The organism is Streptomyces sp. NPDC050161 (assembly GCF_044460025.1).
GTDB lineage: Bacteria > Actinomycetota > Actinomycetes > Streptomycetales > Streptomycetaceae > Streptomyces.
This window is the reverse complement of the sequence record NZ_JBITJM010000027.1, coordinates 25,987-46,910: the sequence shown is the minus strand read 5'-3', so window position 1 is coordinate 46,910 and position 20,924 is coordinate 25,987. Positions and strand designations below refer to the sequence as shown.

At 70.5% G+C, this 20,924-nt stretch carries 15 protein-coding genes; 2 read left to right on the top strand and 13 right to left on the bottom strand.

Going from position 1 to position 20,924, the window contains the following annotated elements; translation table 11 throughout:
* Positions 1-8 precede the first annotated feature (8 nt).
* The 6 genes from ACIBK8_RS31830 to ACIBK8_RS31805 form a co-directional block, all read right to left on the bottom strand.
* On the bottom strand, positions 9-1,613 hold the full coding sequence (locus ACIBK8_RS31830) for a cation acetate symporter (protein ID WP_399045729.1): 1,605 nt from the start codon (positions 1,611-1,613) through the stop codon (positions 9-11).
* Positions 1,610-2,107, bottom strand: a complete 498-nt coding sequence (locus ACIBK8_RS31825) for a DUF485 domain-containing protein (RefSeq protein ID WP_393686979.1) — start codon at positions 2,105-2,107, stop codon at positions 1,610-1,612. The genes ACIBK8_RS31830 and ACIBK8_RS31825 overlap by 4 nt, the downstream gene beginning before the upstream one ends.
* 108 nt (positions 2,108-2,215) lie before the next feature.
* Positions 2,216-2,887: a response regulator gene (locus tag ACIBK8_RS31820; protein ID WP_399045727.1), complete on the bottom strand. Its 672-nt coding sequence runs from the start codon at positions 2,885-2,887 to the stop codon at positions 2,216-2,218.
* Positions 2,884-4,050 (bottom strand): sensor histidine kinase, encoded by a 1,167-nt coding sequence (locus tag ACIBK8_RS31815; protein ID WP_399045725.1) that lies wholly within the window; start codon positions 4,048-4,050, stop codon positions 2,884-2,886. The genes ACIBK8_RS31820 and ACIBK8_RS31815 overlap by 4 nt, the downstream gene beginning before the upstream one ends.
* A 31-nt stretch (positions 4,051-4,081) precedes the next feature.
* A complete protein-coding gene (locus tag ACIBK8_RS31810) occupies positions 4,082-4,567 on the bottom strand; it encodes a DUF1453 domain-containing protein (RefSeq protein WP_399045723.1) in 486 nt (161 codons plus the stop codon).
* Between the two features lie 159 nt (positions 4,568-4,726).
* Positions 4,727-6,847 carry a type IIA DNA topoisomerase subunit B gene (locus ACIBK8_RS31805; protein ID WP_399045722.1) on the bottom strand — a complete coding sequence of 707 codons (2,121 nt, stop codon included), beginning with the start codon at positions 6,845-6,847 and terminating at the stop codon, positions 4,727-4,729.
* A 445-nt stretch (positions 6,848-7,292) separates the two neighbouring features.
* On the opposite strand from ACIBK8_RS31805, the gene ACIBK8_RS31800 reads away from it, so the two are divergent.
* On the top strand, positions 7,293-7,523 hold the full coding sequence (locus ACIBK8_RS31800; RefSeq protein WP_393686984.1) for a hypothetical protein: 231 nt from the start codon (positions 7,293-7,295) through the stop codon (positions 7,521-7,523).
* Positions 7,524-7,648: 125 nt separating this feature from the next.
* Here the strand turns inward: ACIBK8_RS31800 and ACIBK8_RS31795 are convergent, their stop codons facing one another.
* The 7 genes from ACIBK8_RS31795 to ACIBK8_RS31765 all read right to left on the bottom strand — a co-directional run bounded on the left by ACIBK8_RS31795 (position 7,649) and on the right by ACIBK8_RS31765 (position 18,491).
* A complete protein-coding gene (locus ACIBK8_RS31795; RefSeq protein ID WP_399045720.1) occupies positions 7,649-8,458 on the bottom strand; it encodes a S1 family peptidase in 810 nt (269 codons plus the stop codon).
* Positions 8,459-8,593: 135 nt separating this feature from the next.
* Positions 8,594-10,147: an RNA polymerase sigma factor gene (locus ACIBK8_RS31790; protein ID WP_399045719.1), complete on the bottom strand. Its 1,554-nt coding sequence runs from the start codon at positions 10,145-10,147 to the stop codon at positions 8,594-8,596.
* 385 nt (positions 10,148-10,532) lie between these two features.
* Positions 10,533-11,510: a FadR/GntR family transcriptional regulator gene (locus ACIBK8_RS31785; RefSeq protein ID WP_399045718.1), complete on the bottom strand. Its 978-nt coding sequence runs from the start codon at positions 11,508-11,510 to the stop codon at positions 10,533-10,535.
* 121 nt (positions 11,511-11,631) lie between these two features.
* Positions 11,632-13,617 carry an ATP-binding cassette domain-containing protein gene (locus tag ACIBK8_RS31780; protein ID WP_399045717.1) on the bottom strand — a complete coding sequence of 662 codons (1,986 nt, stop codon included), beginning with the start codon at positions 13,615-13,617 and terminating at the stop codon, positions 11,632-11,634.
* 156 nt (positions 13,618-13,773) lie between these two features.
* Positions 13,774-14,535 (bottom strand): NUDIX domain-containing protein, encoded by a 762-nt coding sequence (locus ACIBK8_RS31775; protein ID WP_399045716.1) that lies wholly within the window; start codon positions 14,533-14,535, stop codon positions 13,774-13,776.
* Positions 14,536-14,583: 48 nt separating this feature from the next.
* Positions 14,584-16,722, bottom strand: coding sequence for a glycogen debranching N-terminal domain-containing protein (locus ACIBK8_RS31770; RefSeq protein ID WP_399045715.1), 2,139 nt, complete (start codon positions 16,720-16,722; stop codon positions 14,584-14,586).
* 104 nt (positions 16,723-16,826) lie between these two features.
* Complete coding sequence (locus ACIBK8_RS31765; RefSeq protein WP_399045714.1) at positions 16,827-18,491, bottom strand: DUF4192 domain-containing protein; 1,665 nt, start codon at positions 18,489-18,491, stop codon at positions 16,827-16,829.
* A gap of 124 nt (positions 18,492-18,615) precedes the next feature.
* Here ACIBK8_RS31765 and ACIBK8_RS31760 point away from each other — a divergent pair, with 124 nt between their 5' ends.
* Positions 18,616-20,781 carry a RecQ family ATP-dependent DNA helicase gene (locus tag ACIBK8_RS31760; RefSeq protein ID WP_399045713.1) on the top strand — a complete coding sequence of 722 codons (2,166 nt, stop codon included), beginning with the start codon at positions 18,616-18,618 and terminating at the stop codon, positions 20,779-20,781.
* Positions 20,782-20,924: the final 143 nt, after the last annotated feature.

Sequence of the window (20,924 nt, the reverse complement as noted above, 5' to 3'; positions counted from 1 at the left end):
GTTCGCGCCTACGCCGCTCCTGCCCCGGTCAGCGCCCGCACTTCGGTCTCCGCATGACGGGCCGCGTCGGCGGGCTCCGGAGAGGTCACGGTCCCCAGCCATCCCATGAGGAAGCCCAGTGGAATCGATACGACACCGGGGTTCTCCAGGGGGAAGAGCTGGAAGTCCAGCCCTGGGAAGATCGCCGTCGGGCTGCCGGAAACCACTGGTGACAGGACTACGAGCACGATGGCCGGTACCAGGCCGCCGTACACGGACCAGACGGCGCCCTTGGTCGTGAACCGGCGCCAGAACAGCGCGTAGAGCAGTACCGGCAGGTTGGCCGATGCCGCCACGGCGAAGGCCAGACCGACGAGGAATGCGACGTTCAGGTCCTGGGCGAGCAGCGCGAGGGCAATGGCCACCGCGCCGACTGCGACAGCCGCGACGCGTGCCACGGTCACCTCGCTGTGTGCCCGACCCGGCTTCGTCGGGCGGTTGCGCTTGAGCGTTGCGTAGAGGTCGTGGGCCACGGAGGCCGACGAGGCAAGCGTGATGCCGGCGACGACAGCCAGGATGGTGGCGAAGGCGACAGCCGCCACGACGGCGAACAGCACCGTGCCGCCCGTGGAGCCGGCGCCGCCGCCCAGGTCCAGGGCGAGCAGCGGGACCGCGGTGTTGCCCGCGCTGTTGGAGACCCGTACCGCGTCGCTGCCGAGCACCGCCGCCGCTCCGAAGCCGAGCACGATCGTCATCAGGTAGAACCCGCCGATCAGGCCGATGGACCAGATGACGGACCGGCGGGCGGCGCGCGCCGTGGGGACGGTGTAGAAGCGGGACAGGATGTGCGGCAGCCCGGCCGTTCCGAGGACCAGTGCCAGGCCGAGACTGATGAAGTCCAGTCGCTCCGTCCAGCCACCGCCGTATTTGAGGCCCGGAGCGAGGAAGTCACTTCCGTGGCCGCTGCGTTCGGCGGCGGTCGTCAAGAGGGTGTTGATGTCGCCGTGGAAACGGGCGAGTACCAGGACGGTCAGTGCGATGGCACCGCCCATGAGGAGTACGGCTTTGACGATCTGGATCCAGGTGGTGGCCCGCATCCCTCCGCAGGCGACATAGACGACCATGAGGGCGCCGACGCCGATCACCATCCAGGCGCGTTCCTGCGCACCCGCGCCTTCCAGCAGCAGAGCGACGAGGCTGCCGGCGCCGACCATCTGGGCGACCAGATAGAGCACGGAGACGGTGACCGAAGCGGTTCCGGCGGCGATGCGTACGGGGCGTTCACGCATCCTGGCGGCCAGGACGTCGGCGAGGGTGAACCGGCCGCAGTTGCGGACCAGTTCGGCGACGAGAAACAGCACAACCAGCCAGGCGACGAGGAATCCCACGGAGTAGAGGAGGCCGTCGTAGCCGAAGAGGGCGATGAGTCCGGAGATGCCGAGGAAGGACGCCGCCGACATGTAGTCGCCGGCGATGGCGAAGCCGTTCTCCAGAGGGGAGAAGAGCCGGCCGCCGGCGTAGAACTCTTCAGCGGAGCCGTGCCGACGGCGGCTCACCCAGGTGGTGATCCCCAGAGTGACCGCGACGAACACGCTGAACAGGATGAGGGCCAGGGACTGGTGGTCGCCGGTCAACGGAGGTTCCCTCCCGTCAGCTCCTGGGTCTCCCAGCGGATGTCCAGCGCGGCGTTGTCACGGCGAAGACGGGCGTGGCGCGCGTACGCCCAGGTGAGGAAGAACGTGGTGATGAACTGGCCGAGTCCGGCCAGCATCGCGACGTTGACGGCCCCGATGACGTGGCGGGCCATGAGGTGCGGGGCGGCCGTCGCGGCGATGACGTAGGCGAGGTACCAGACCAGGAAGAGGACGGTGGCCGGGATGACGAAACCCCGGTAGCGGCGGCGTACTTCTTGGAAGGCGGCGCTGCGCTGCACGGCGAGGTACACCTCGTCGTGCTCCGCGGACCTCGGTTTCGGTACCGGCGGAGCCGCCGGGATGGCGTGTGTTTCGTCGCCGTGGTCCGTCGGGTAGTCCCACTCGTCCCACCTGAGGGCGAGTGCGTCGCTCCAGGGGCCGTCGAGCGGTCCGACCTCTGGCTCTGCGGCCGTGCGGCCGTCGTGCTTGTCCACCGAACACTCCTTGTCGCACGGGCCTGTTGACCGTGTGCCTCAAGGATGGACAGAAAGGAAGTTCCAGGACTCTTCCTTCCGTATCCTTCACCCCATCAGGTGACGGATTTACCTAGGTGGCTGCGCGAGGCCGTGACGGTACGCGTAGTGGATCGCCTGTGCACGGTCCCGCAGCCCCGCTTTGCCGAAGAGGTTGTTGATGTGGGTCTTCACCGTGGCGGTGGAGACGTGCAGGCTGCGGGCGATCTCCGGGTTCGACTGCCCTTCGGCGACGAGCCGCAGCACCTCGACCTCGCGCGCGGTCAGTCCGTCGGGTGGTTCGTCCGCGGGTTGCGGCAAGTCCCGTACGGGTTCCGCGAAGCGCTCCAGCAAACGTCGCTGGATCTTGGGCGACAGTCCGGCTTCCCCGGACAGCACGTCGTCGATGGCCCGGACGATTTCGTCGCCGTCCGCGTCTTTGGTGAGGTATCCGCGGGCACCGGCCTGGAGCGCGGGGAAGAGCGAGTCGTCGTCGGCGTAGGTGGTGAGGACCACCACCTGGGTGCCCGGGTGGTCCGCCCGGATGCGGCGGGTGGCTTCGACGCCGTCGCAGCGGGGCATCCGCAGGTCCATCAGGACGACGTCGGGGGCGAGTTCGGCGACCATGCGGACGGCTTCCTCGCCGTCCGGGGCCGATCCCACGACTTCGACACCGGGCAGCAGTCCCAGCAGCATCACGATTCCCTCGCGCACCACGGTCTGATCGTCCGCGACCACCACGCGGGCCGGCTGCGCCGTCATGCGGGCACCTGCAACCGCACCACGAAACCCTCCTTGACGGGGCCGGATTCCAGCGTTCCACCGAGAAGTTCGGCGCGCTCCCGCATCCCCAGGAGACCGTACCCGGAGCCACTGGAGGCCAGCTCTCCGGGTTTGCCGCGCCCTCGTGAGTTCCGCACCTCCAGGATGACGCTGCTTTCCTCGTACTCCAGGAGGGCGGTCACCCGGGCACCCGGGGCGTGTTTGCGTACGTTCGTCAGCGCCTCCTGGGCGACTCTGCGGACCGCGAGCCCGGCTTCCGGCGACAGCGTGCGACGCTCCCCCGCAACGGCCAACTGCGCGCCCTCAGCGGCCGTCAGATCGCGCAGGAAGTCCTCGACCGGGACCATCTCCCCACGGAGTGCCGACAGCGCTTCACGGGTGCCGTCCAGGCCCTCGCGGGCCATCCCCCGGCACGCCACCACCCGTTCGAGGATCTGCTCGCGGTCCGCTTCCAGGTCGGTGCTGCGGTGGATGAGCAGCCTCGCCGCCTCCAGGTGGACCAGTTGTGCGCTCAGGCTGTGTGCGAGGACGTCGTGGATCTCCCGTGCGATACGGCCGCGTTCGGCGAGTGCCGCCGTCTCGGCCTCGGCCTTGCGCGCGGCACGTTCCTGCGCGAGCAGGCGGTGAGCGTTGCCGCGCGCCTCCAAGTCCAGCCGCAGCACGTAGCCGGCGAGGGCGAGCCCCGCTGTCGTCGTGGTGGTCGTGAGCCAACTGTCGTGGTTGACGGCGGCGTAGGCGCCGAGTGCGGCGGCGGAGCACACGACGGCGGCGGCGAGTGGCAGCCGTTCCATCGCGGTGATGGCGCAGCCGCACCACAGGACCAGTGCGGGCAGTGAGGCCCCCGCGGCCAGGAAGGCGAACGCGCCGACTTCCATGGCCAGCAGCAGCCCGAGGGAGGGCCACAGTCGCCGGCGCAGGGTCAGCCGGTTGAAGCCGTGGAACGCCAGCACGCTCAGCACGATCCCGGCGGCGGCGACGGCCATGCCCCGGACGTGGAAATCCGACCGCGCCAGGGTGGCCCACACGAGGGCGGCGACCAGGACGATGCGGACGATCCGGCCGATCCACCGTCGGACGTCGGTCAGGTCGTCACGGGCGAGCGACTCCCGTAGGGGCCAGCTCGTCCAGGTGGTCAACGGCACACACGGTCCTTCCGGTGGGTGGCGACGCTTCTCAGCCACCAACAGGAACACGGTACGCGGGCCGTACGGACCGGGCCTTCCCGACCGTGACCCCACTGCGGGTCAACAGCATCGCGGCGACGGACAGCATCATGGCCGGTGTGCCCTGGTGGACGCCCAGGAGCGCGCCGATTCCGACCACTCCCAGACGGACGGCGAGTCCGGCGAGCCAGACAAGGGCCGTCGTCCGGCTGCCCTTCGTCCAGACGGCACCGGTCTCGTCGGTCCACATCGTGGTGGTCCAGGCCCACGCGGCTCCGCCGGCCAGGCCGATGAGGAGGCCGACAGCGAGCAGCACGGCGGAGGCCACCCGGTGTGCGGGATCCAGGAGGCCGGGCTCGCGTAGCGCCAGCACGATGAGGACGACGGGAATCAGCCACCACTTCTTGTTGTCGGACACCCGCTGCGCCTGGAACTGGCGGACGAGAACGATCGCGACCACCGCGACGATCACAACGATGTTGAACAAGCCGCTCATGGCCTGGGCCTCCGTGGGGCGGGGAATTCCGACGTCTCCGACGCTACGGAGCGGGCCCTCCCGGCGGATCGGAGCCAGGGTGGGGAGGGGGTGGAAAACGCGGAGGGCGTCTCTCCACCCGTGGGTGGAGAGACGCCCTCCGGGGCGGCCGGTGACGGCTCAGGTGTCGATGCGCGACCGGTCCAGTGTGGACGCGGAGTTGGTGATGAATTCCTTGCGGGGTGCGACCTCGTTGCCCATCAGGAGATCGAACGCCCGCTCCGCCGCTTCGAGATCGCTGATGTTGATCCGCCGCAGGGTGCGGTGCCGGGGGTCCATGGTGGTCTCGGCGAGCTGGTCGGCGTCCATCTCGCCCAGGCCCTTGTACCGCTGGATGCTGTCCTTGTAGCGGATGTTCTTGCGCTGGAGTTCGAGCAGCGTCTGACGCAGTTCGTTGTCGGAGTACGTGTAAATGTACTTTTCCTGGCCCTTTTTGGGGTTGATTCGTTCGACGCGGTGCAAGGGCGGAACGGCGGAGAAGACGCGGCCCTGCTCGACCATCGGCCGCATGTAGCGCTGGAACAGCGTCAGCAGCAGGCAGCGGATGTGGGCACCGTCGACGTCGGCGTCGGCAAGGAAGATGACCTTGCCGTAACGGGCGGTGTCGATGTCGAAGGTGCGGCCGGATCCTGCCCCTATGACCTGGATGATGGATCCGCATTCGGCGTTCTTCAACATGTCCGAAATCGATGACTTCTGGACATTGAGGATCTTGCCGCGGATCGGCAGCAGCGCCTGGAACTCCGAATTCCGCGCCAGCTTCGCGGTGCCGAGCGCCGAGTCGCCCTCGACGATGAACAGTTCGCTGCGGTCGACGTCGTCACTGCGGCAGTCGGCCAGCTTGGCCGGCAGCGAGGAGGACTCCAGCGCCGTCTTCCTGCGCTGCGCCTCCTTGTGCTGGCGAGCGGCGATGCGCGTACGGGCCGCGGCCACGACCTTCTCCAGGACGGCCCGCGCCTGCTGCTTGGCGTCCCGCTTCGTGGAGGTCAGGAATGCCTTGAGTTCCTTGCTGACCACCTGGGCGACGATCCGGGACGCGGCGGAGGTGCCGAGCACTTCCTTGGTCTGCCCCTCGAACTGCGGCTCGGCCAGCCGTACGGTCACGACGGCGGTGAGGCCCTCCATGGCGTCATCCTTGACGACGTCGTCCTCGGCGACCCTCAGGAGCTTGGTCGACCGGAGCGCTTCGTTGACGGTCTTGGCGATCGACCGCTCGAACCCGGAGACGTGCGTGCCGCCCTTGGGAGTCGCGATGATGTTGACGAAGGACTTGATCGTCGCGTCGTAGCCGGTCCCCCAGCGCAGCGCGATGTCGACACCCAGTTCCCTGGTGACTTCGGTCGGTGTCATGTGACCGCGGTCGTCGAGCACCGGCACGGTCTCCTTGAACGTGCCCTGGCCGGTCAGCCGCAGGACGTCGCACACGGCCTTGTCCTGCGCGAGGTACTCGCAGAATTCGCTGATGCCGCCGTCGTAGTGGAAGGTCTCTTCCGTCTTGCCCGCGCCCTCGATGCCGCGTTCGTCGCGGACGACGAGGGTCAGGCCGGGCACCAGGAAGGCCGTCTGGCGGGCCCTGGCGTACAGCGTCTCCAAGGAGAGCTTGGCGTCCTTGAGGAAGATCTGGCGGTCCGCCCAGTAGCGCACCCGGGTGCCGGTCTTCGCCTTGGCGACCCTCTTGCCCTTGAGCAGGCCGTTGCCCGGGTCGAACGGAGCGTCCGGGCCGGATTCGGTGAAGATCCCGGGAACGCCGCGGCGGAAGCTGATCGAGTGGGTCTTGCTGTTGCGGTCCACCTCGACGTCGAGGCGTGCGGACAGGGCGTTGACGACCGATGCGCCGACGCCGTGCAGGCCGCCCGACGCGGCGTAGGAGCCGCCGCCGAACTTGCCGCCCGCGTGCAGTTTGGTCATCACGACCTCGACGCCGCTGAGCCCGGTCTTGGGCTCGACGTCGACGGGGATGCCGCGGCCGTTGTCACGGACCTCCACCGAACCGTCGTCGTGGAGGATCACCTCGATGTGGTCGCAGTAGCCGCCCAGCGCCTCATCGACGGAATTGTCGATGATTTCCCACAGGCAGTGCATCAGGCCACGGCTGTCCGTCGAGCCGATGTACATGCCGGGGCGCTTGCGGACGGCCTCCAGCCCCTCGAGGACGAGCAGATGCCGCGCGGTGTAGTTGGAACCGTCCCGGTCTGCCCCGGTCAGCACTGCGGTGGACGGCACGGACATCTCGGCGGTCACGCGGTTCGCTCCTCGCTGAATTTCTGGCAGTCCGCATTCCGCGGACTCTGTTGTGGCGGTGTCGCCGGTCAGAGGGTACCGAGGCCCAGTAGAGCCGATGCGACGCCACCCGTAAGCGCTCCCATGCTAGTAGAATTTCGATCGTTCGTTCGATCCCTCGATGGGGTGAGGGCGAGGTGACGTGAACATCACGTTCCCTTCGAGGCATGAACCATTTAGGCTCCGGGCACGTCCTCATCAACGACCGGCAAGCCAGCCGGGAGGACATATCCCAGCAACCAACGTGAATCAGACCACCAAGCAATACGGCTCATTCGCCGCCACCCGGCAGCACCCGGCCCTCCTCGGAGATTTTTTTCGAGGAATAGGCACGAGCGGGAACGTTTTCGGCCTGGTTGGATGTTGACCCTGGTACGACAGCTCGTCGAGCTAGAGAAGAGGCGACGTGACTACTGTTCTGACACCCGCGAGCCCGCTGACGGCCGCTGACCGCTGCGACCGCTGCGGCGCCCAGGCATACCTGCGCGTCGTCCTGATGTCCGGCGGAGAACTGCTCTTCTGCGCCCACCACGGTCGCAAGTTCGAGCCAGAACTCAAGAAGATCGCCGCGGAAATACAGGACGAGACGGAGCGGCTCACCGCCACTCCGGCGTCTGCGTCCGAAGAGGACCGCTGACACATCGCATCCACGACGACGAGCGAGTAGCGGCCCATGTGCCGTGTTGCGGGCGGCTTCCCCGGCACAACCGGGGAGACCGCCCGCACTCGTACGCTCACAGGCTGCGCGGCGGCTCCGGGCTCTCAGCCGGCGCCATGTGCGGCGACCTCCGGGATCAGCGCCGAGGCGCGCGTATAGACCCCGGGGTTCCCCCGCTTCCCGCAGCCGGTCCCCCAGGACACCAGCCCCACCAAGCGCCCCTGCACGACCAGCGGCCCGCCGCTGTCGCCCTGGCAGGCGTCCCGCCCGCCCTGCGGCTCACCAGCACACAGCATCGAGGCGGCCTTGTACGTGCCGTCGGCGCCCCCGGGGTACGCCTGCGCGCACTCCGAGTCCGGCAGGACATTCACCCGCGCGGAACGCAGCCGCGTCGCATAGCTGCCCTCCCCCGTGGTGTCACCCCACCCGTAGACGGTGGCGGCAGCGCCCGGCTCATAGGCGCCGGAGCCACTGTCGGCTATCGGGATCGCCCGGTTGGTCACCGGCTTCTCCAGGGTGAGCACCGCCATGTCGCTCTCGTTCGTCCAGCTGTCGTACTGCGGGCTGACCCACACCTTCGTCGCCTTGAGCTCCTGCCCGCCGGCGCGGGCGAGATCCTCCCGGCCGGTGATGACGCGCAGATCACGCACCTGCCGCCAGGGCACACCCAGCACTTCTTCGCTCAGACAGTGCGCCGCCGTGACAACGGTTGAGCGGCCGACCAGCACGCCACCGCAGAACTGCCCGGACCGTTCACCGCCGAACCGGTCCTGGGACGCCAGAGCCACCACCCAGGGGCTCTGTGTGGCCTGTACGGGCTGACCGCCGACCACCGACTCGTCAGCGGTCGCCGTCATCGGTATGGCAAGGACCAGCGCGAGGGCTCCGGGTACGGCGCGGAGGAAAGGGCGCATACGAGCTCCTGACTCTGAGACAGCGATCGCCCACCAAGAGTGACCCAAACGGCCGCCTCCCGCACCCGGACGGCTGCGAGCCCGGCCCTCCCATGACGGGAGGACCGGGCTCGCAGGGTGTCCGTGCCGGATCTGCTAGTCGAGGTAGTCGCGCAGCACCTGGGAGCGCGACGGGTGACGCAGCTTCGACATGGTCTTGGACTCGATCTGGCGGATCCGCTCACGCGTGACGCCGTAGACCTTGCCGATCTCGTCCAGCGTCTTGGGCTGGCCGTCGGTGAGGCCGAAGCGCATCGAGACCACACCGGCCTCACGCTCGGAGAGCGTGTCCAGGACCGAGTGCAGCTGCTCCTGCAGAAGCGTGAAGCTGACCGCGTCGGCCGGGACGACCGCCTCGGAGTCCTCGATGAGGTCACCGAACTCGCTGTCGCCGTCCTCGCCCAGCGGGGTGTGCAGCGAAATCGGCTCGCGACCGTACTTCTGGACCTCGATGACCTTCTCAGGGGTCATGTCGAGCTCCTTGGCCAGCTCCTCCGGGGTGGGCTCACGGCCCAGGTCCTGGAGCATCTGGCGCTGGACGCGCGCGAGCTTGTTGATGACCTCGACCATGTGGACGGGGATACGGATGGTGCGGGCCTGGTCGGCCATGGCGCGGGTGATGGCCTGACGGATCCACCACGTCGCGTAGGTCGAGAACTTGTAGCCCTTGGTGTAGTCGAACTTCTCGACCGCACGGATCAGACCGAGGTTGCCCTCCTGGATCAGGTCCAGGAAGAGCATGCCGCGACCGGTGTACCGCTTGGCCAGGGAGACGACCAGTCGGAGGTTGGCCTCCAGGAGGTGGTTCTTGGCCCGGCGGCCGTCCTGGGCAATGATCTCCAGCTCACGCTTGAGCTTGGGAGCGATCTTCTCCTCGGTGGCAAGCTTGTCCTCGGCGAACAGGCCGGCCTCGATGCGCTTGGCGAGTTCGACCTCCTGCTCGGCGTTGAGGAGCGGAACCTTGCCGATCTGCTTGAGGTAGTCCTTCACCGGGTCGGCGGTGGCTCCGGCCGCGGCGACCTGCTGCGCCGGGGCGTCGTCCTCGTCGTCGTCGGACAGGACGAAGCCGGCCGCCTCGGTGCCTTCGGCGGCCTCGGGAGCGTCGCCCTTGGCGGGCGCCGGGGTCTCCTCGGCGGTGTCGTCGTCGAGCAGGTCGTCGACGTCCTTCTTGGCCGCCGTCTTCTTGGCGGTCGCCTTCTTGGCCGTGGCCTTCTTGGCGACCGTCTTCTTGGCCGTGGCCTTCTTCGCCACGGCCTTCTTGGCAGGCGCAGCCTCCGGCTCACCGGACGGGTCGTCCCCCAGGGGGGCGGCCGCCGCGGTGGCCTTCTTCACCGTGGCGGCCTTCGCCGCGACGGTCTTGGTGGCGGTGCGCTTTGCCGGACTCTTCGCTGCGACGCTCTTGCGGGTGCGCTTGGGCGCCTCTGCGGCACTGACCATCAGCGTCACACCCTCCTCGTCGAGGATCTGATTGAGGCTGCGCAGAACGTTCTTCCACTGGGTTGGCGGAATCTGGTCAGCCTCGAAGGCCCGACGCACGTCATCGCCGGCGATCTGCCCATCAGCCTTTCCCCGCTCGATGAGCGCCATCACAGACTCGGACTCGGCGATCTCCGGCGGGAGCGTACGGGATGTGCTGGCCGACACGAACAACCTCTCGGAACGATGGAAACGGCTTCCGACCCCGTCCAGTGTGGATCGGAGCCGACGACCGCCGGTGGGGATGGACCGACGGCGCAGGGGCAACCGGGGAGTTGAACAGCGTCACGTACGCCGCTCGTATTCCCTCCTCGGCTATCACCTCTTAAGTCATCGCGCTTCCCGGAAGAGCGTTACGCCCAATCTGCGTGGCCCGAGTCACACCCCATAACGACACATTCCCGGTCATATGACATGCAACCCTCCCAAGTGCATCGCCGGATCCGGATCCCGTCCGGATCCGGCGAGCGGACGGCCCGCGCGCGTGCATCGCACCCGGGCCGTCGGGACGCGCGGCACCCTGCCCACGCGGCGCCCCGTACGCGCGTGGGTACGGCCTTCAGTGCTCGCGGGGCGCGGGCACGACGTGGTCCACGGGCGCACCGGGAACCTGCCCGGAGCTGTCGCCGTGCGCGGCGAGCAGCTGGCGCATGGCACCCTCGGCCGCCGTGGCGTCCCCGCTGCCGATCGCGTCGACGATCCGCATGTGCTGCCCCACGGACGTCTCCACGGGCCGCTCGCAGCCGCCCGACGGGCCACCGGAGACGTGCAGGGCGGCGGAGACGATGCCCGAGAGGTGCTCGAGCATCCGGTTGCCGGCGAGCTGCAGCAGCAGGCCGTGAAACTCGGAGTCGGCGCGGGCGAAGGTCATGGTGTCGCCCTGGGCTGCGGAGTGGCCCATGATCTCGACCATGTCGGTGAGCCGCTGCTGGATGTCCTCGCGGCCGTGTCCTGCGGCGAGGCGGGCGGCGAGCGGTTCGATCGTCCAGCGCAGCTCGCAGAGCTCACGCCGCTGGTCGTCGCGCTGCGGACCGTAGGCCCGCCATTCGATGATGTCGGGGTCGAGGAGGTTCCAGTCGCTGACCGGGCGCACCCGGGTGCCCACGTTCGGGCGGGCGCTGACGAGGCCCTTGGCCTCGAGGACGCGCAGCGACTCACGGACGACGGTGCGGGAGACCTCGAAACGCTGGCCGATCTCCTCGGGGACGAGTGGACGGTCGGCACCGAGATCGCCGGAGACGATCATCTGACCGAGCTGCTGGACGAGTTGGCCGTGCAGGCCGCGGCCGCGGCTGCCCGCCGCGCGGCGGCCTGCACGGGCCATGTCTGCTTCGGCGCCGTCCCATACCGGCGCGACGCGCTCGGCGCGGTCCGCGCCGGCGTTGGCGGCGCCATAGGGGTAGCGGTCAAGCTCGCCCGGGCCTGCGTGGCCGGAGTCGGCGGGGCGAGCCGCGGTCATCATGGTGTGCGCAAGGGTACTCACGCATCCTTTGTCGGCGGCGGCCTCAACACCCTTGAGGTCTTTGGTGAAAAGCACACGAAAGGGTGATCGCCCGTCACCTCATAATTGACGCTTTATCGGAAAGAAACGCGCTTTCTACGGCGAGTTGCGGACAGTCCGCACAAGAAGTGGACCGCGATTCGACCGTGCGCGGTGGTCAGTGAGCCCGGTGGCGAAGCATGGTGAGGGCATAGGCGCAGACCAGGGCCGCGAGCGACAACGTCAGTGCGCCGCCTACGGGTTGAGTGGCCAGGCGCAGCACTACGGACACACCTTGGTCAATTCCGGAAGGCCACTGGATCAGAGCCGACGACCGCAGTCGCCCGGGCAGACCGGCCAGGGAACGGGCAGCCGGCTCGGCCAACACCTGCTGCACCAGAGGCATGACGACCACCGGAACAGCGAGGACAGCCGCCAACCCCATTGCCGTGGAACGGAATACACCGGCGGCGAGCACTCCCGCCCAGGCACACCCCACCAACAGCCCCGCCCAACCGAGGCTGAACACAGGCCAGTCGGAGAGAGCGCTGGCCGCGTCCGGCCCGAAGAACAGGCGCGAGGCCGCCTCATCCGCGGCGAGCACAGCAGCGCCGAGCGCCAACGCGGCGACCGCGCTGACGACGAGTTTGGCGACGAGCAGCCCGAGACGCCGTGGCACAGCACCGCGTTCGTGCGCCAGTGCCGGGTAGCGGAACTCCTGGCCGAAGGCGAGCGAACCGAGAAGTCCCGCTCCGAGCGCCGCCGGAGGGAAGGGGAGTTGACGTGGCCAGCCGGTCACCACCCGGGACGTGGGGGCGGCCCCGTGACGCGCCAGCAGTAGTGCCAGCACCAGCGACACAAGCAGAGTGACGACGGCGACGAGCAGTCCGGTGCCGTCGCTTAGGGCGCGGCGCAGTTCGTAGCGCAGCGGCCATGCCGGCCCCGGCGCCGGCAGCCGTGGAATCACGAGTCGCTCGGCGAGCGGGGAGCGGACGGGCAGAGCTTGGTGTGGCACTGATGTCGACATCTCGATCACCGGGAGGGTGAGGGTGTCGGACAGTGCGTCACGGTCACTGATTGCGGCAGTGCCGTCGGAAGTGCGCGACGTACTGTGCGAGGCGATGTCACTGATGGTCGATGTCGTCATATCGATATGTGTGTCGGCGTGGGTGACGGCCTCCTCCGAGGAGGTGACCACGACCGCCTCGGGCGCTTCGGCCACTGCGCATGCGGGGCGACCGTCGGCCCGGTGGAGGGGCGTGGCCAGAGTGGTGTCGCCCACCTCGTCCGTCAGTTGGTGCACGAGGATGTGATGCCGGAACGCCGCTTCGCCGACGGCGGCGCAGCTGCTGCCGTAGACGGCGATGCGACTGCCGCTTTCGCGGACGACTTCGATGGCACGGCCGATGGCGGGATCGGAGGCACGGTGCGCTCGTTGCGACTCGTCGATCAGCAGGGCCGCGAGGCGGTCGGCGTGCGGGGAACAGACCGCGACGCGGGGGCGCATGCGGGTGCGGGCGAAGTCGGCGGCCTCCTGGTCGGCGGTGAGTCTGCCGTCGTGGAGCGTGACCACGTGGTCGGCGATGCGGGTGACTTCCCTGGAGTTGCGGGAGGCGATGAGTACGGCGCCACCTTGTGCGGCGTAGCCGCGTAGCAGGCCGTGCAGCCATGCGGCTTCCCGGGGCGCGAGTCCTTCGGTGGGTTCGTCGAGGACGAGGGTGTGCGGGTCGCCGAGGAGGGCGGCGGCCATGCCGAGTCGGCGGTCCATGCCGCGGGAGAGGTCGCCGATCTGTTTGTCGGCAAGACCACTGAGGCCGACGAGGTCGAGTACGTCGTCGGCGCGGTCGGCGGGGACGCCGGCCGCTGCGCTGAGCATGCGCAGGTGTCCGCGCGCGGTGCGGGAGGGGTGCCCGGGGACGTCACCGAGGAGCACGCCGATTTCGCGGGCGGGATTCGGGACGCGATGCAGCGGGCGCCCGCGGAAGAGGGCGACGCCTCGGCCCGTTTCGAGCTGAAGCATCAGGCGCAGTGCGGTGGTCTTGCCTGCTGCGGCGGGGCCGTGCAGGACGGTGACGTTGCCCGGTCGCGCCTCGAAGGTGAGGTCATCGACGGCGGGCGGCAGGTCGCCGCGGGGCGCGCTGGTCAGTCCGATGGCCTGGATCATCGCGTCCCTCGCGGGGCGTGAGACCGGTCGGAGGCAGCGGGGGGTACGAGAGGGCTCACCCCGTCAAGATAGACCTACATGTCTTATTTACCCGTAATTGCCGGGCCGTGGCATGGTGTCGTGTCCGGCGTCATCGCGCCGCCCCGAGCCGTGTGGTCACGCCTCCGGGCGCAGCATCGGAGGGTTGAGCAAGGTGGCTCCGCCCGCCCTGAACAGCTGGGCGGGGCGTCCTCCCTGACGGGTCGTCGTGCCGCCGGTGGGCACCAGGAAGCCGGGAGTTCCGGTCACCTTGCGGTGGAAGTTGCGGGGGTCCAGGGCGACGCCCCATACGGCTTCGTAGACCCTGCGCAGTTCGCCGACGGTGAATTCCTGCGTGCAGAACGCCGTGGCGAGCGAGGAGTACTCGATCTTCGAGCGGGCGCGCTCCACGCCGTCTTCGAGGATCTGCGCGTGGTCGAAGGCGAGCGGAGCGGGCAGGTCGCCGTCGCGGCCGGGGTCGGGTGTCTGCTCCAGGAGGCTGTCGACCGGTGCCCAGCGTGCGCTGTGGGCGTCGCCGCCGGCTCGCGGTGCGGGCAGGTCGGGGGCGAGGACGAGATGGGCGACGCTGACGACTCGCATCCTCGGGTCGCGCTGGGGGTCGCCGTACGTGGCGAGTTGTTCGAGGTGTGCGCCGTACGCGGTCGGGCCCGCAGGGGCATGGGCGTGCAGACCGGTTTCCTCGGCGAGTTCCCTGGCGGCTGCGCCTTCGAGGTCTTCGTCGCTGCGGACGAACCCGCCGGGTAGCGCCCATCGGCCCTGGAACGGCGGCTCACCGCGGCGTACGGCCAGTGCGCACAGGGCGTGCCGGCGCACGGTGAGCACGACCAGGTCGACGGTGACGGCGAAGGGCGGGAAAGCCGACGGGTCGTAGGGAGGCATGGCGTGATCATAGTCGTCCGCCTGACGATAAACAGGCCCTGCGGCATCTCAGGACCCCAGCTGCAAGCCATCCGCGGCCTCCTCCACCATGGCCATGCCGAGACGGCTGATCCGCACGGCGAAGGGCTGCTCAGCGACGCTCAGACCGGTGAACTGGAGCGCGCCCAGCGGAGCGCTGCTCACCGGCCGCACCGCGACCGTCCCGCCGGGGACGTCGGGGCGCAGACCGGCCAGTGCGGCCAGGAGGTGCACGGCGCCGGCTGCGGCCACCGAGGCGGGGCGGCAGGCTGCCGGGTGCGGTACGGGAACGCTGCCTGCGGTGCGCTGCTCCCCCGCGTACATCTCGGGGAGGCGGTGGCCGAAGGTTTCCGCCGCGTCGAGTACGCCCTTGACCAGCGCGGATGCTGCCTTCTCGTGACCGGCGGCGGCGAGTCCGGCGACGGCTACGGCGGTTTCGTGGATCCGGACCGCGCCGCTCCGGTGTCCGAACGGGTTGTAGCCGCTCTCCTTGGCGCTCAGGCTGCGCAGCCCCCAGCCGGAGTCCAGGGCCGGGCTGCCGAGCAGGGCGGCGAGTTGCGCCGTGCGGGCCGAGTCGAGGAGTCCCGGCGCGTGGGTGCCGTCCCCGAGGAGGCCGGTGTCGAGGAGATGGGCGGCTGCGGAGCCGAGGTGCGGCAGGGGGCGGCCGTCCGCGGTGCGCAGGGCTGCGGGGCGGCCACCGGACCGGTCATCCAGCCAGAAGTCGTTGCGGAACCGGGTGCGGAGCTGGGCGGCCCAGTCCCGCAGGGCTGCCGCGTCGGGGTATCCGTAGGCATCGAGGAGGTCGGCGCCCAGGAGGGCCGCTCGGTGGGCGTGCGCCTGGGTCTCGCAGCGGTGCGGGCCGTCCGGCGCCGGGTCGGGGACGTAGCTCACGGGGTGCGCGGTGCCGTCGGACGTGCCGGCGCTGCGCAGCCATCGCAGGCAGCGTTCCGCTGCGGGCAGCAGGCGTGCGGTTTCGTGGTCGGGCAGGCCCCAGCGCCTGGCTTCGGCCAGGACGACGGGGAAGAGCAGGGTGGCCTCGACGCCGGTGCAGCTCGGCGGGGTGTGCGGGCCCGCGTCGCGCAGCGGGCCGGGAATTCGGCCGAAATCCGCTCCTGGAGCGGCCAGTTGTGTACGGGCGAGGGCGCGCAGGGTGCCTGCGGCGAGCCGGGTGCCGAGGGGCAGCAGCATGCGGGCCGACCACAGGGCGTCGGCCGGGGCGAGGCCGGGCCGCCAGGGGATTCCACCGGCGATGTACAGGTCCATGGGGGTTGCGGGATCACGTGTCAGGAGGCCGTTGAGGTCGCCGAGAGCTGCCGCCAGGAGGGCGTCCGCGCGTGCGTCGTCGCATTCCAGCCGTGCGGGTGTCCACGGGCGGGGCGGGCGGGCCGCCCTGGGACGCGGGGCGAGGGGCCGGGACGAGCCTGGGCGGCCGGTGTCGTCCAGCCCGGAAGGGGCGCCTCCGGTGGGCCGGTCCTGCGCTGTGCGGTGGTCTTCCCCGTGGCCGGGGGCGGGGAGTTCGAGGGAGATCCGGAGGTCGATGGTGCGGTGACCGGCGGCCGGCAGGTCCAGTTCCCAGCGCAGCAGCCCCGCGGAGGCCAGCGCGTCATCAGGGGCCGGGGTCGCGGTCACCACGGCATGGGCGCCGGGCCCGGACCAGCGCAGGCCCGAGCCGTGCACGGCGGCGCGCAGTTCGGGGCCCGGGAGTCCGATGGCGACGGCGCCCAGCTCGGTGAGGTCGGCGCCCAGCCGGATTTCGACGGGGAGCCGGAGGGCGCGCGCTGCGCTGCTGCGGAAGGTGAGCCGTTCGGTGCCGTCGGCTCGGCGCAGGCGTTCCATGTGGACCTCGGGGTCCGGGCCGCGTTCCCCCGCCCTGCGCACCGTCCCGACGAAGCGGGCGCGGTCCGCGGCCGTCAACCTGCCCTGCACGATGAGGGGTTCGGCTCCGGCCACCCGCACTTCACAGCGGGAGAGGATGCGGCGGCCCTCCCGGTAATAGCCGTTCAGGCCCTCGCCCCTCAGCTGTCCGTCGGCGGGGGAGATCGCGAGGGCGGGCAGGGCCAGGCAGATCAGCGAGGAGTGCACGGGTTGGGGCTGCGGGGTACGGAGCGGCGCGGCGCGCTGTGCCCCTGGCGGCCGGGGGGCGGGCGGGGTGGGGACTATGCCTGGCACGTGCGGGGCTCCTTTGTGGGTCCGTGGCTCCTTGCGGCTCACGCCACCCACCTGAACGGCGCGGCCGGCGCACAGGTCACGCCGGCCGCGCAGTGCGGGGACGGTCACCTTCGGCTCCGGTCACCGTTCCGACCGGCGCGTCCCTTGGCCCGTGTGCCCGCCGGGCGGCCGGCGGGCCGGGTGGTGCCGCGCGGTCCCGAAGGCCGGTCGGCTGCCGTCGGACGGCCCTGCCGTGAGCGTTCGCCGTCCGGCGTCGTACCGGGGTCGGGCCTCTCGGCAGCGGCGCGTTCGGCACGTTCCGCCCGCAGACAGCTGCGCAGCGGCTCCGGGTCGAGGCCGTCGTTGATGCCTTCGTGCAACAGCCGGGCGAAGACGTAGTCAGGGTCAAGGCTCAGGGCGCGGCTGAGGGCCACCCGGGCGGAGGGTTCGTCCTCGGTGGCCCAGGCGACCCATCCGGCGAGGGTGAGTGGCGCCACGGAGTGCTCGATGTAGCCGCCGGCGCAGCGGCGGGCCAGGGCGCGCCACAGCCGGAGGGCGGGTGCGGCGGCGGGGCCGTCCATCCATTCCGCGGCTCGGTCGCGGGCGACGCGGTCCTGGAGTCCGAGGATCAGTTGGGCGGCCTCTGCGTCGGTGATCAGCGCGTCATCGCAGGCGTCGCGCGCCTTGTTGCTGCCCGCGGGCGTGTCCTTGCGGAAACGGTGGATCATCGCGGCGGCGCGGTCGATGGTGTCCCGCCGGACGACGGCCGATCCGTCCTCCTGGAGCATGCGCGGCAGGAGGGCTGCGGCTGCCGCGTCCAGCGCTTTGACCTGGTCGGCGGCCCGTGGCCCCGTGCGTGGGGTCAGCCTCGCTTCCATTTCCTTGAGCGAGCCGCGCACCTGCATCCCTGCGTAGGCGGCAGCCGCCGCCATCACGGACGTACCGGGCATGACCATGGGTGTCCCTTCGGCGGGGCAGCAGCGGAAGTCAGGGCAGCAGTAGGACCAGTAGCGGCCGTTGGAGAGGCACAGTGCCTCCAGGACCGGTACGTCCAAGGCGCCGCAGGCCGTGCGGAGCCGCTGGGCGAGGGGCCGGAGGCGCTGCTTCACGTCCTGGCCGCTCTCGCCCTGCTCCGGTTCCTGGCAGACGAAGACGAGCATCCCGGCGGGCCGCTCGCCGCGCTGTTCGGCCGCCGAGACGAGGCATTCGGCGAGTTGGTCGGCGATGTAGGGCCACTGGGTCGAGTCCTTCGGGATGCCGAGCCTGACCCTGCCGCCGAAGCGGCCTCGTTCGCCGTGCAGGGCCACGAGGACGATGCTGTCGTCGGGGTAGAAGCCCATGAGGTAGGGCAGCGCGTCGGCGAGTTCGGCCGGGCCGCGCAGCGTGACCTGGGGTACGTCGCCGGTGCTGTGGTGGGTGTCGTCGGGGTCGGCGGGGGTGTGTTCGGCGGGCGGGGATGCGGGACGGGCGGCACGGGCGGCCGGGGTGGCGGGGCTCGGCGGGGTGAAGGACGTCGGGGAGAAGGTGGGGTCGGCGGGGCGGCGAGGGCGGTTTCCCTGCGCCTGGCCGGCTTCGTCCGTGCCGCGGGATGCCGGACTGTCCGGAGCGTCTGTCTGCTGCGGCTCGTCGGTGCGCGAGCGGCGGGAAGCGGGGGTGCCGGGCGGGTTCGCCGACTGTGCTCGGCCTGTGGGCCGCTTCTGGCGCGTGGGGTGCGTCGCGTTCGCGGGCTTCGTCGGCCCCTTGCGGTCTGCGGGGTTCGGGCGGTCGGACGGTTCGCTGTGCTGATTCATGGCTCGAAGATCCCGCGCTCGGCGCTCCGCCGCGACCCCTGTGGATAACTCACGGGTGACGTGGTTATCCACAGGTTCGGGCCGGGGTTCGCGCGTTGTCAGTGGCATCGGGTTGCATGGGGGCATGAGCAACGAAGATCTGCGTGCGTCGGCCGATGCCGTTCTGACCCGCCTCGTCGGCGACCCCAGCGGCGCGGCACGGCTGCGTGAGGATCAGTGGCGGGCGATCGAGGCGCTGGTGGCCGACCATCGCCGTGCTTTGGTCGTGCAGCGAACGGGATGGGGAAAGTCCGCGGTCTATTTCGTCGCGACGGCGCTGCTGCGCGAGCGCGGCGCAGGGCCGACGGTGATCGTCTCCCCCCTGCTCGCGCTGATGCGCAACCAGGTCGAGGCAGCCGCGCGGGCCGGCATCCGGGCGCGCACGATCAACTCCTCCAACACCGAGGAGTGGGACACCGTCCAGGCGGAGGTCGCCGCGGGTGAGGTGGACGTTCTCCTGGTGAGCCCCGAGCGGCTCAACAATCCCGACTTCCGGGATCAGGTGCTGCCCAAGCTGGCGGCGGCCACCGGGCTCCTGGTGGTCGACGAGGCGCACTGCATCTCCGACTGGGGCCATGACTTCCGGCCGGACTACCGCAGGCTGCGGACGATGCTCGCCGATCTGCCGCCGGGGGTACCGGTGCTCGCGACGACGGCGACGGCCAACGCCCGGGTGACGGCCGATGTCGCCGAGCAGTTGGGGACGGGTGAGGGCGCGGCGCAGGCCCTGGTGCTGCGTGGGCCGCTGGACCGGGAGAGTCTGAGTCTGGGGGTGCTGACGCTGCCGGACGCCGCGCACCGGCTCGCCTGGCTGGCGGACCATCTGCACGAGCTGCCGGGTTCCGGGATCATCTACACCCTGACGGTGGCCGCGGCCGAGGAGGTCACGGCGTTCCTGCGGCACCGCGGCCACACCGTGTCCTCGTACACCGGTAAGACGGAGAACGCCGACCGGCAGCAGGCGGAGGACGATCTGCTCGCCAATCGTGTGAAGGCGCTGGTGGCGACGTCCGCGCTCGGCATGGGTTTCGACAAGCCCGACCTGGGTTTCGTGGTGCACCTGGGTTCGCCGTCCTCGCCGATCGCCTATTACCAGCAGGTGGGGCGCGCCGGGCGTGGTGTGGAGCACGCCGAGGTGCTGCTGCTGCCGGGTCGGGAGGACGAGGCGATCTGGAGGTACTTCGCGTCGTTGGCGTTCCCACCGGAGGAGCAGGTGCGCCGGACGCTGGACGTCCTGGCGGCGGCCGGCCGGCCGGTGTCGCTGCCGGCTCTGGAGCCGCAGGTGGAGCTGCGTCGTTCGCGGTTGGAGACGATGCTCAAGGTGCTCGATGTGGACGGCGCGGTGCACCGGGTGAAGGGGGGCTGGACGGCCACCGGGCGCCCGTGGTCGTACGACGCCGAGCGGTACGCCTGGGTGGCGCGGCAGCGTGAGACCGAGCAGCAGGCGATGCGGGACTACGCGGTCACGACGGGCTGCCGGATGGAGTTCCTGCGGCGGCAGCTGGACGACGAGGCGGCGGTGGCGTGCGGCCGATGCGACAGCTGTGCCGGGTCGCGGTTCACCACGGAGGTGTCCGCGGCCTCGCTGGACGCGGCGCGCGGTGAGCTGGGGCGGCCCGGTGTGGAGGTGGAGCCGCGGCGTATGTGGCCGACGGGGCTGCCGGCCATCGGCGTCGACCTCAAGGGGCGGATCCCCGCGGGTGAGTTGGCCGCGACCGGCCGTGCCCTGGGCCGGCTCTCGGACATCGGCTGGGGCAATCGCCTGCGGCCGATGCTCGCCCCGCAGGCGGTGGACGGCCCGGTGCCAGACGATGTGGCGTCCGCGGTGGTCACCGTCCTCGCCGACTGGGCGAAGGGCCCGGGTGGCTGGGCCTCGGGCGGGGCGGATGCGCCGGCCCGCCCGGTGGGGGTGGTCGCTCTCGGGTCGCGCTCCAGGCCGGAGTTGATCCAGTCGCTCGCCGGGCGGATCTCCGCCGTCGGCAGGATGCCGTTCCTGGGGACGGTGGTGTCGGCGGACGAGGGGACGGACGGCCGGATTCCGCGGAGCAACAGCGCCCAGCGGCTGCGGGCCCTGCACGGATCGCTGACCGTGCCGCCGGAGTTGGCCGGGGCGCTGGAGTCGGCAGGGGGCCCGGTGCTGCTGGTGGACGACTACGCCGATACCGGCTGGACGCTGGCGGTGGCCGCCCGGTTGCTGCGCAGGGCCGGAGCGGACGGTGTGTTTCCGCTGGTCCTCGCCGTCCAGGGATAGTCCGGGGGTTGTGCGCCGAGCCAAGGTGAGGGGGTGGAACCGGCATCAGGGGACGTCGCGGCGGGCAGGATAAGGGCAGCGCACGGGGCGATTCGGGGGGCGGCGGACGGCGCGAGAGCGTTGCCGCACGCGCGTGCGATCGG

Bases quoted from the DNA above. Each gene is read 5' to 3' on its own strand.
- ACIBK8_RS31820 (WP_399045727.1), bottom strand. From the start codon at position 2,887: ATGACGGCGCAGCCGGCCCGCGTGGTGGTCGCGGACGATCAGACCGTG.
- ACIBK8_RS31810 (WP_399045723.1), bottom strand. From the start codon at position 4,567: ATGAGCGGCTTGTTCAACATCGTTGTGATCGTCGCGGTGGTCGCGATC.
- ACIBK8_RS31795 (WP_399045720.1), bottom strand. From the start codon at position 8,458: ATGCGCCCTTTCCTCCGCGCCGTACCCGGAGCCCTCGCGCTGGTCCTT.
- ACIBK8_RS31780 (WP_399045717.1), bottom strand. From the start codon at position 13,617: ATGATCCAGGCCATCGGACTGACCAGCGCGCCCCGCGGCGACCTGCCG.
- ACIBK8_RS31775 (WP_399045716.1), bottom strand. From the start codon at position 14,535: ATGCCTCCCTACGACCCGTCGGCTTTCCCGCCCTTCGCCGTCACCGTC.
- ACIBK8_RS31765 (WP_399045714.1), bottom strand. From the start codon at position 18,491: ATGAATCAGCACAGCGAACCGTCCGACCGCCCGAACCCCGCAGACCGC.
- ACIBK8_RS31760 (WP_399045713.1), top strand. From the start codon at position 18,616: ATGAGCAACGAAGATCTGCGTGCGTCGGCCGATGCCGTTCTGACCCGC.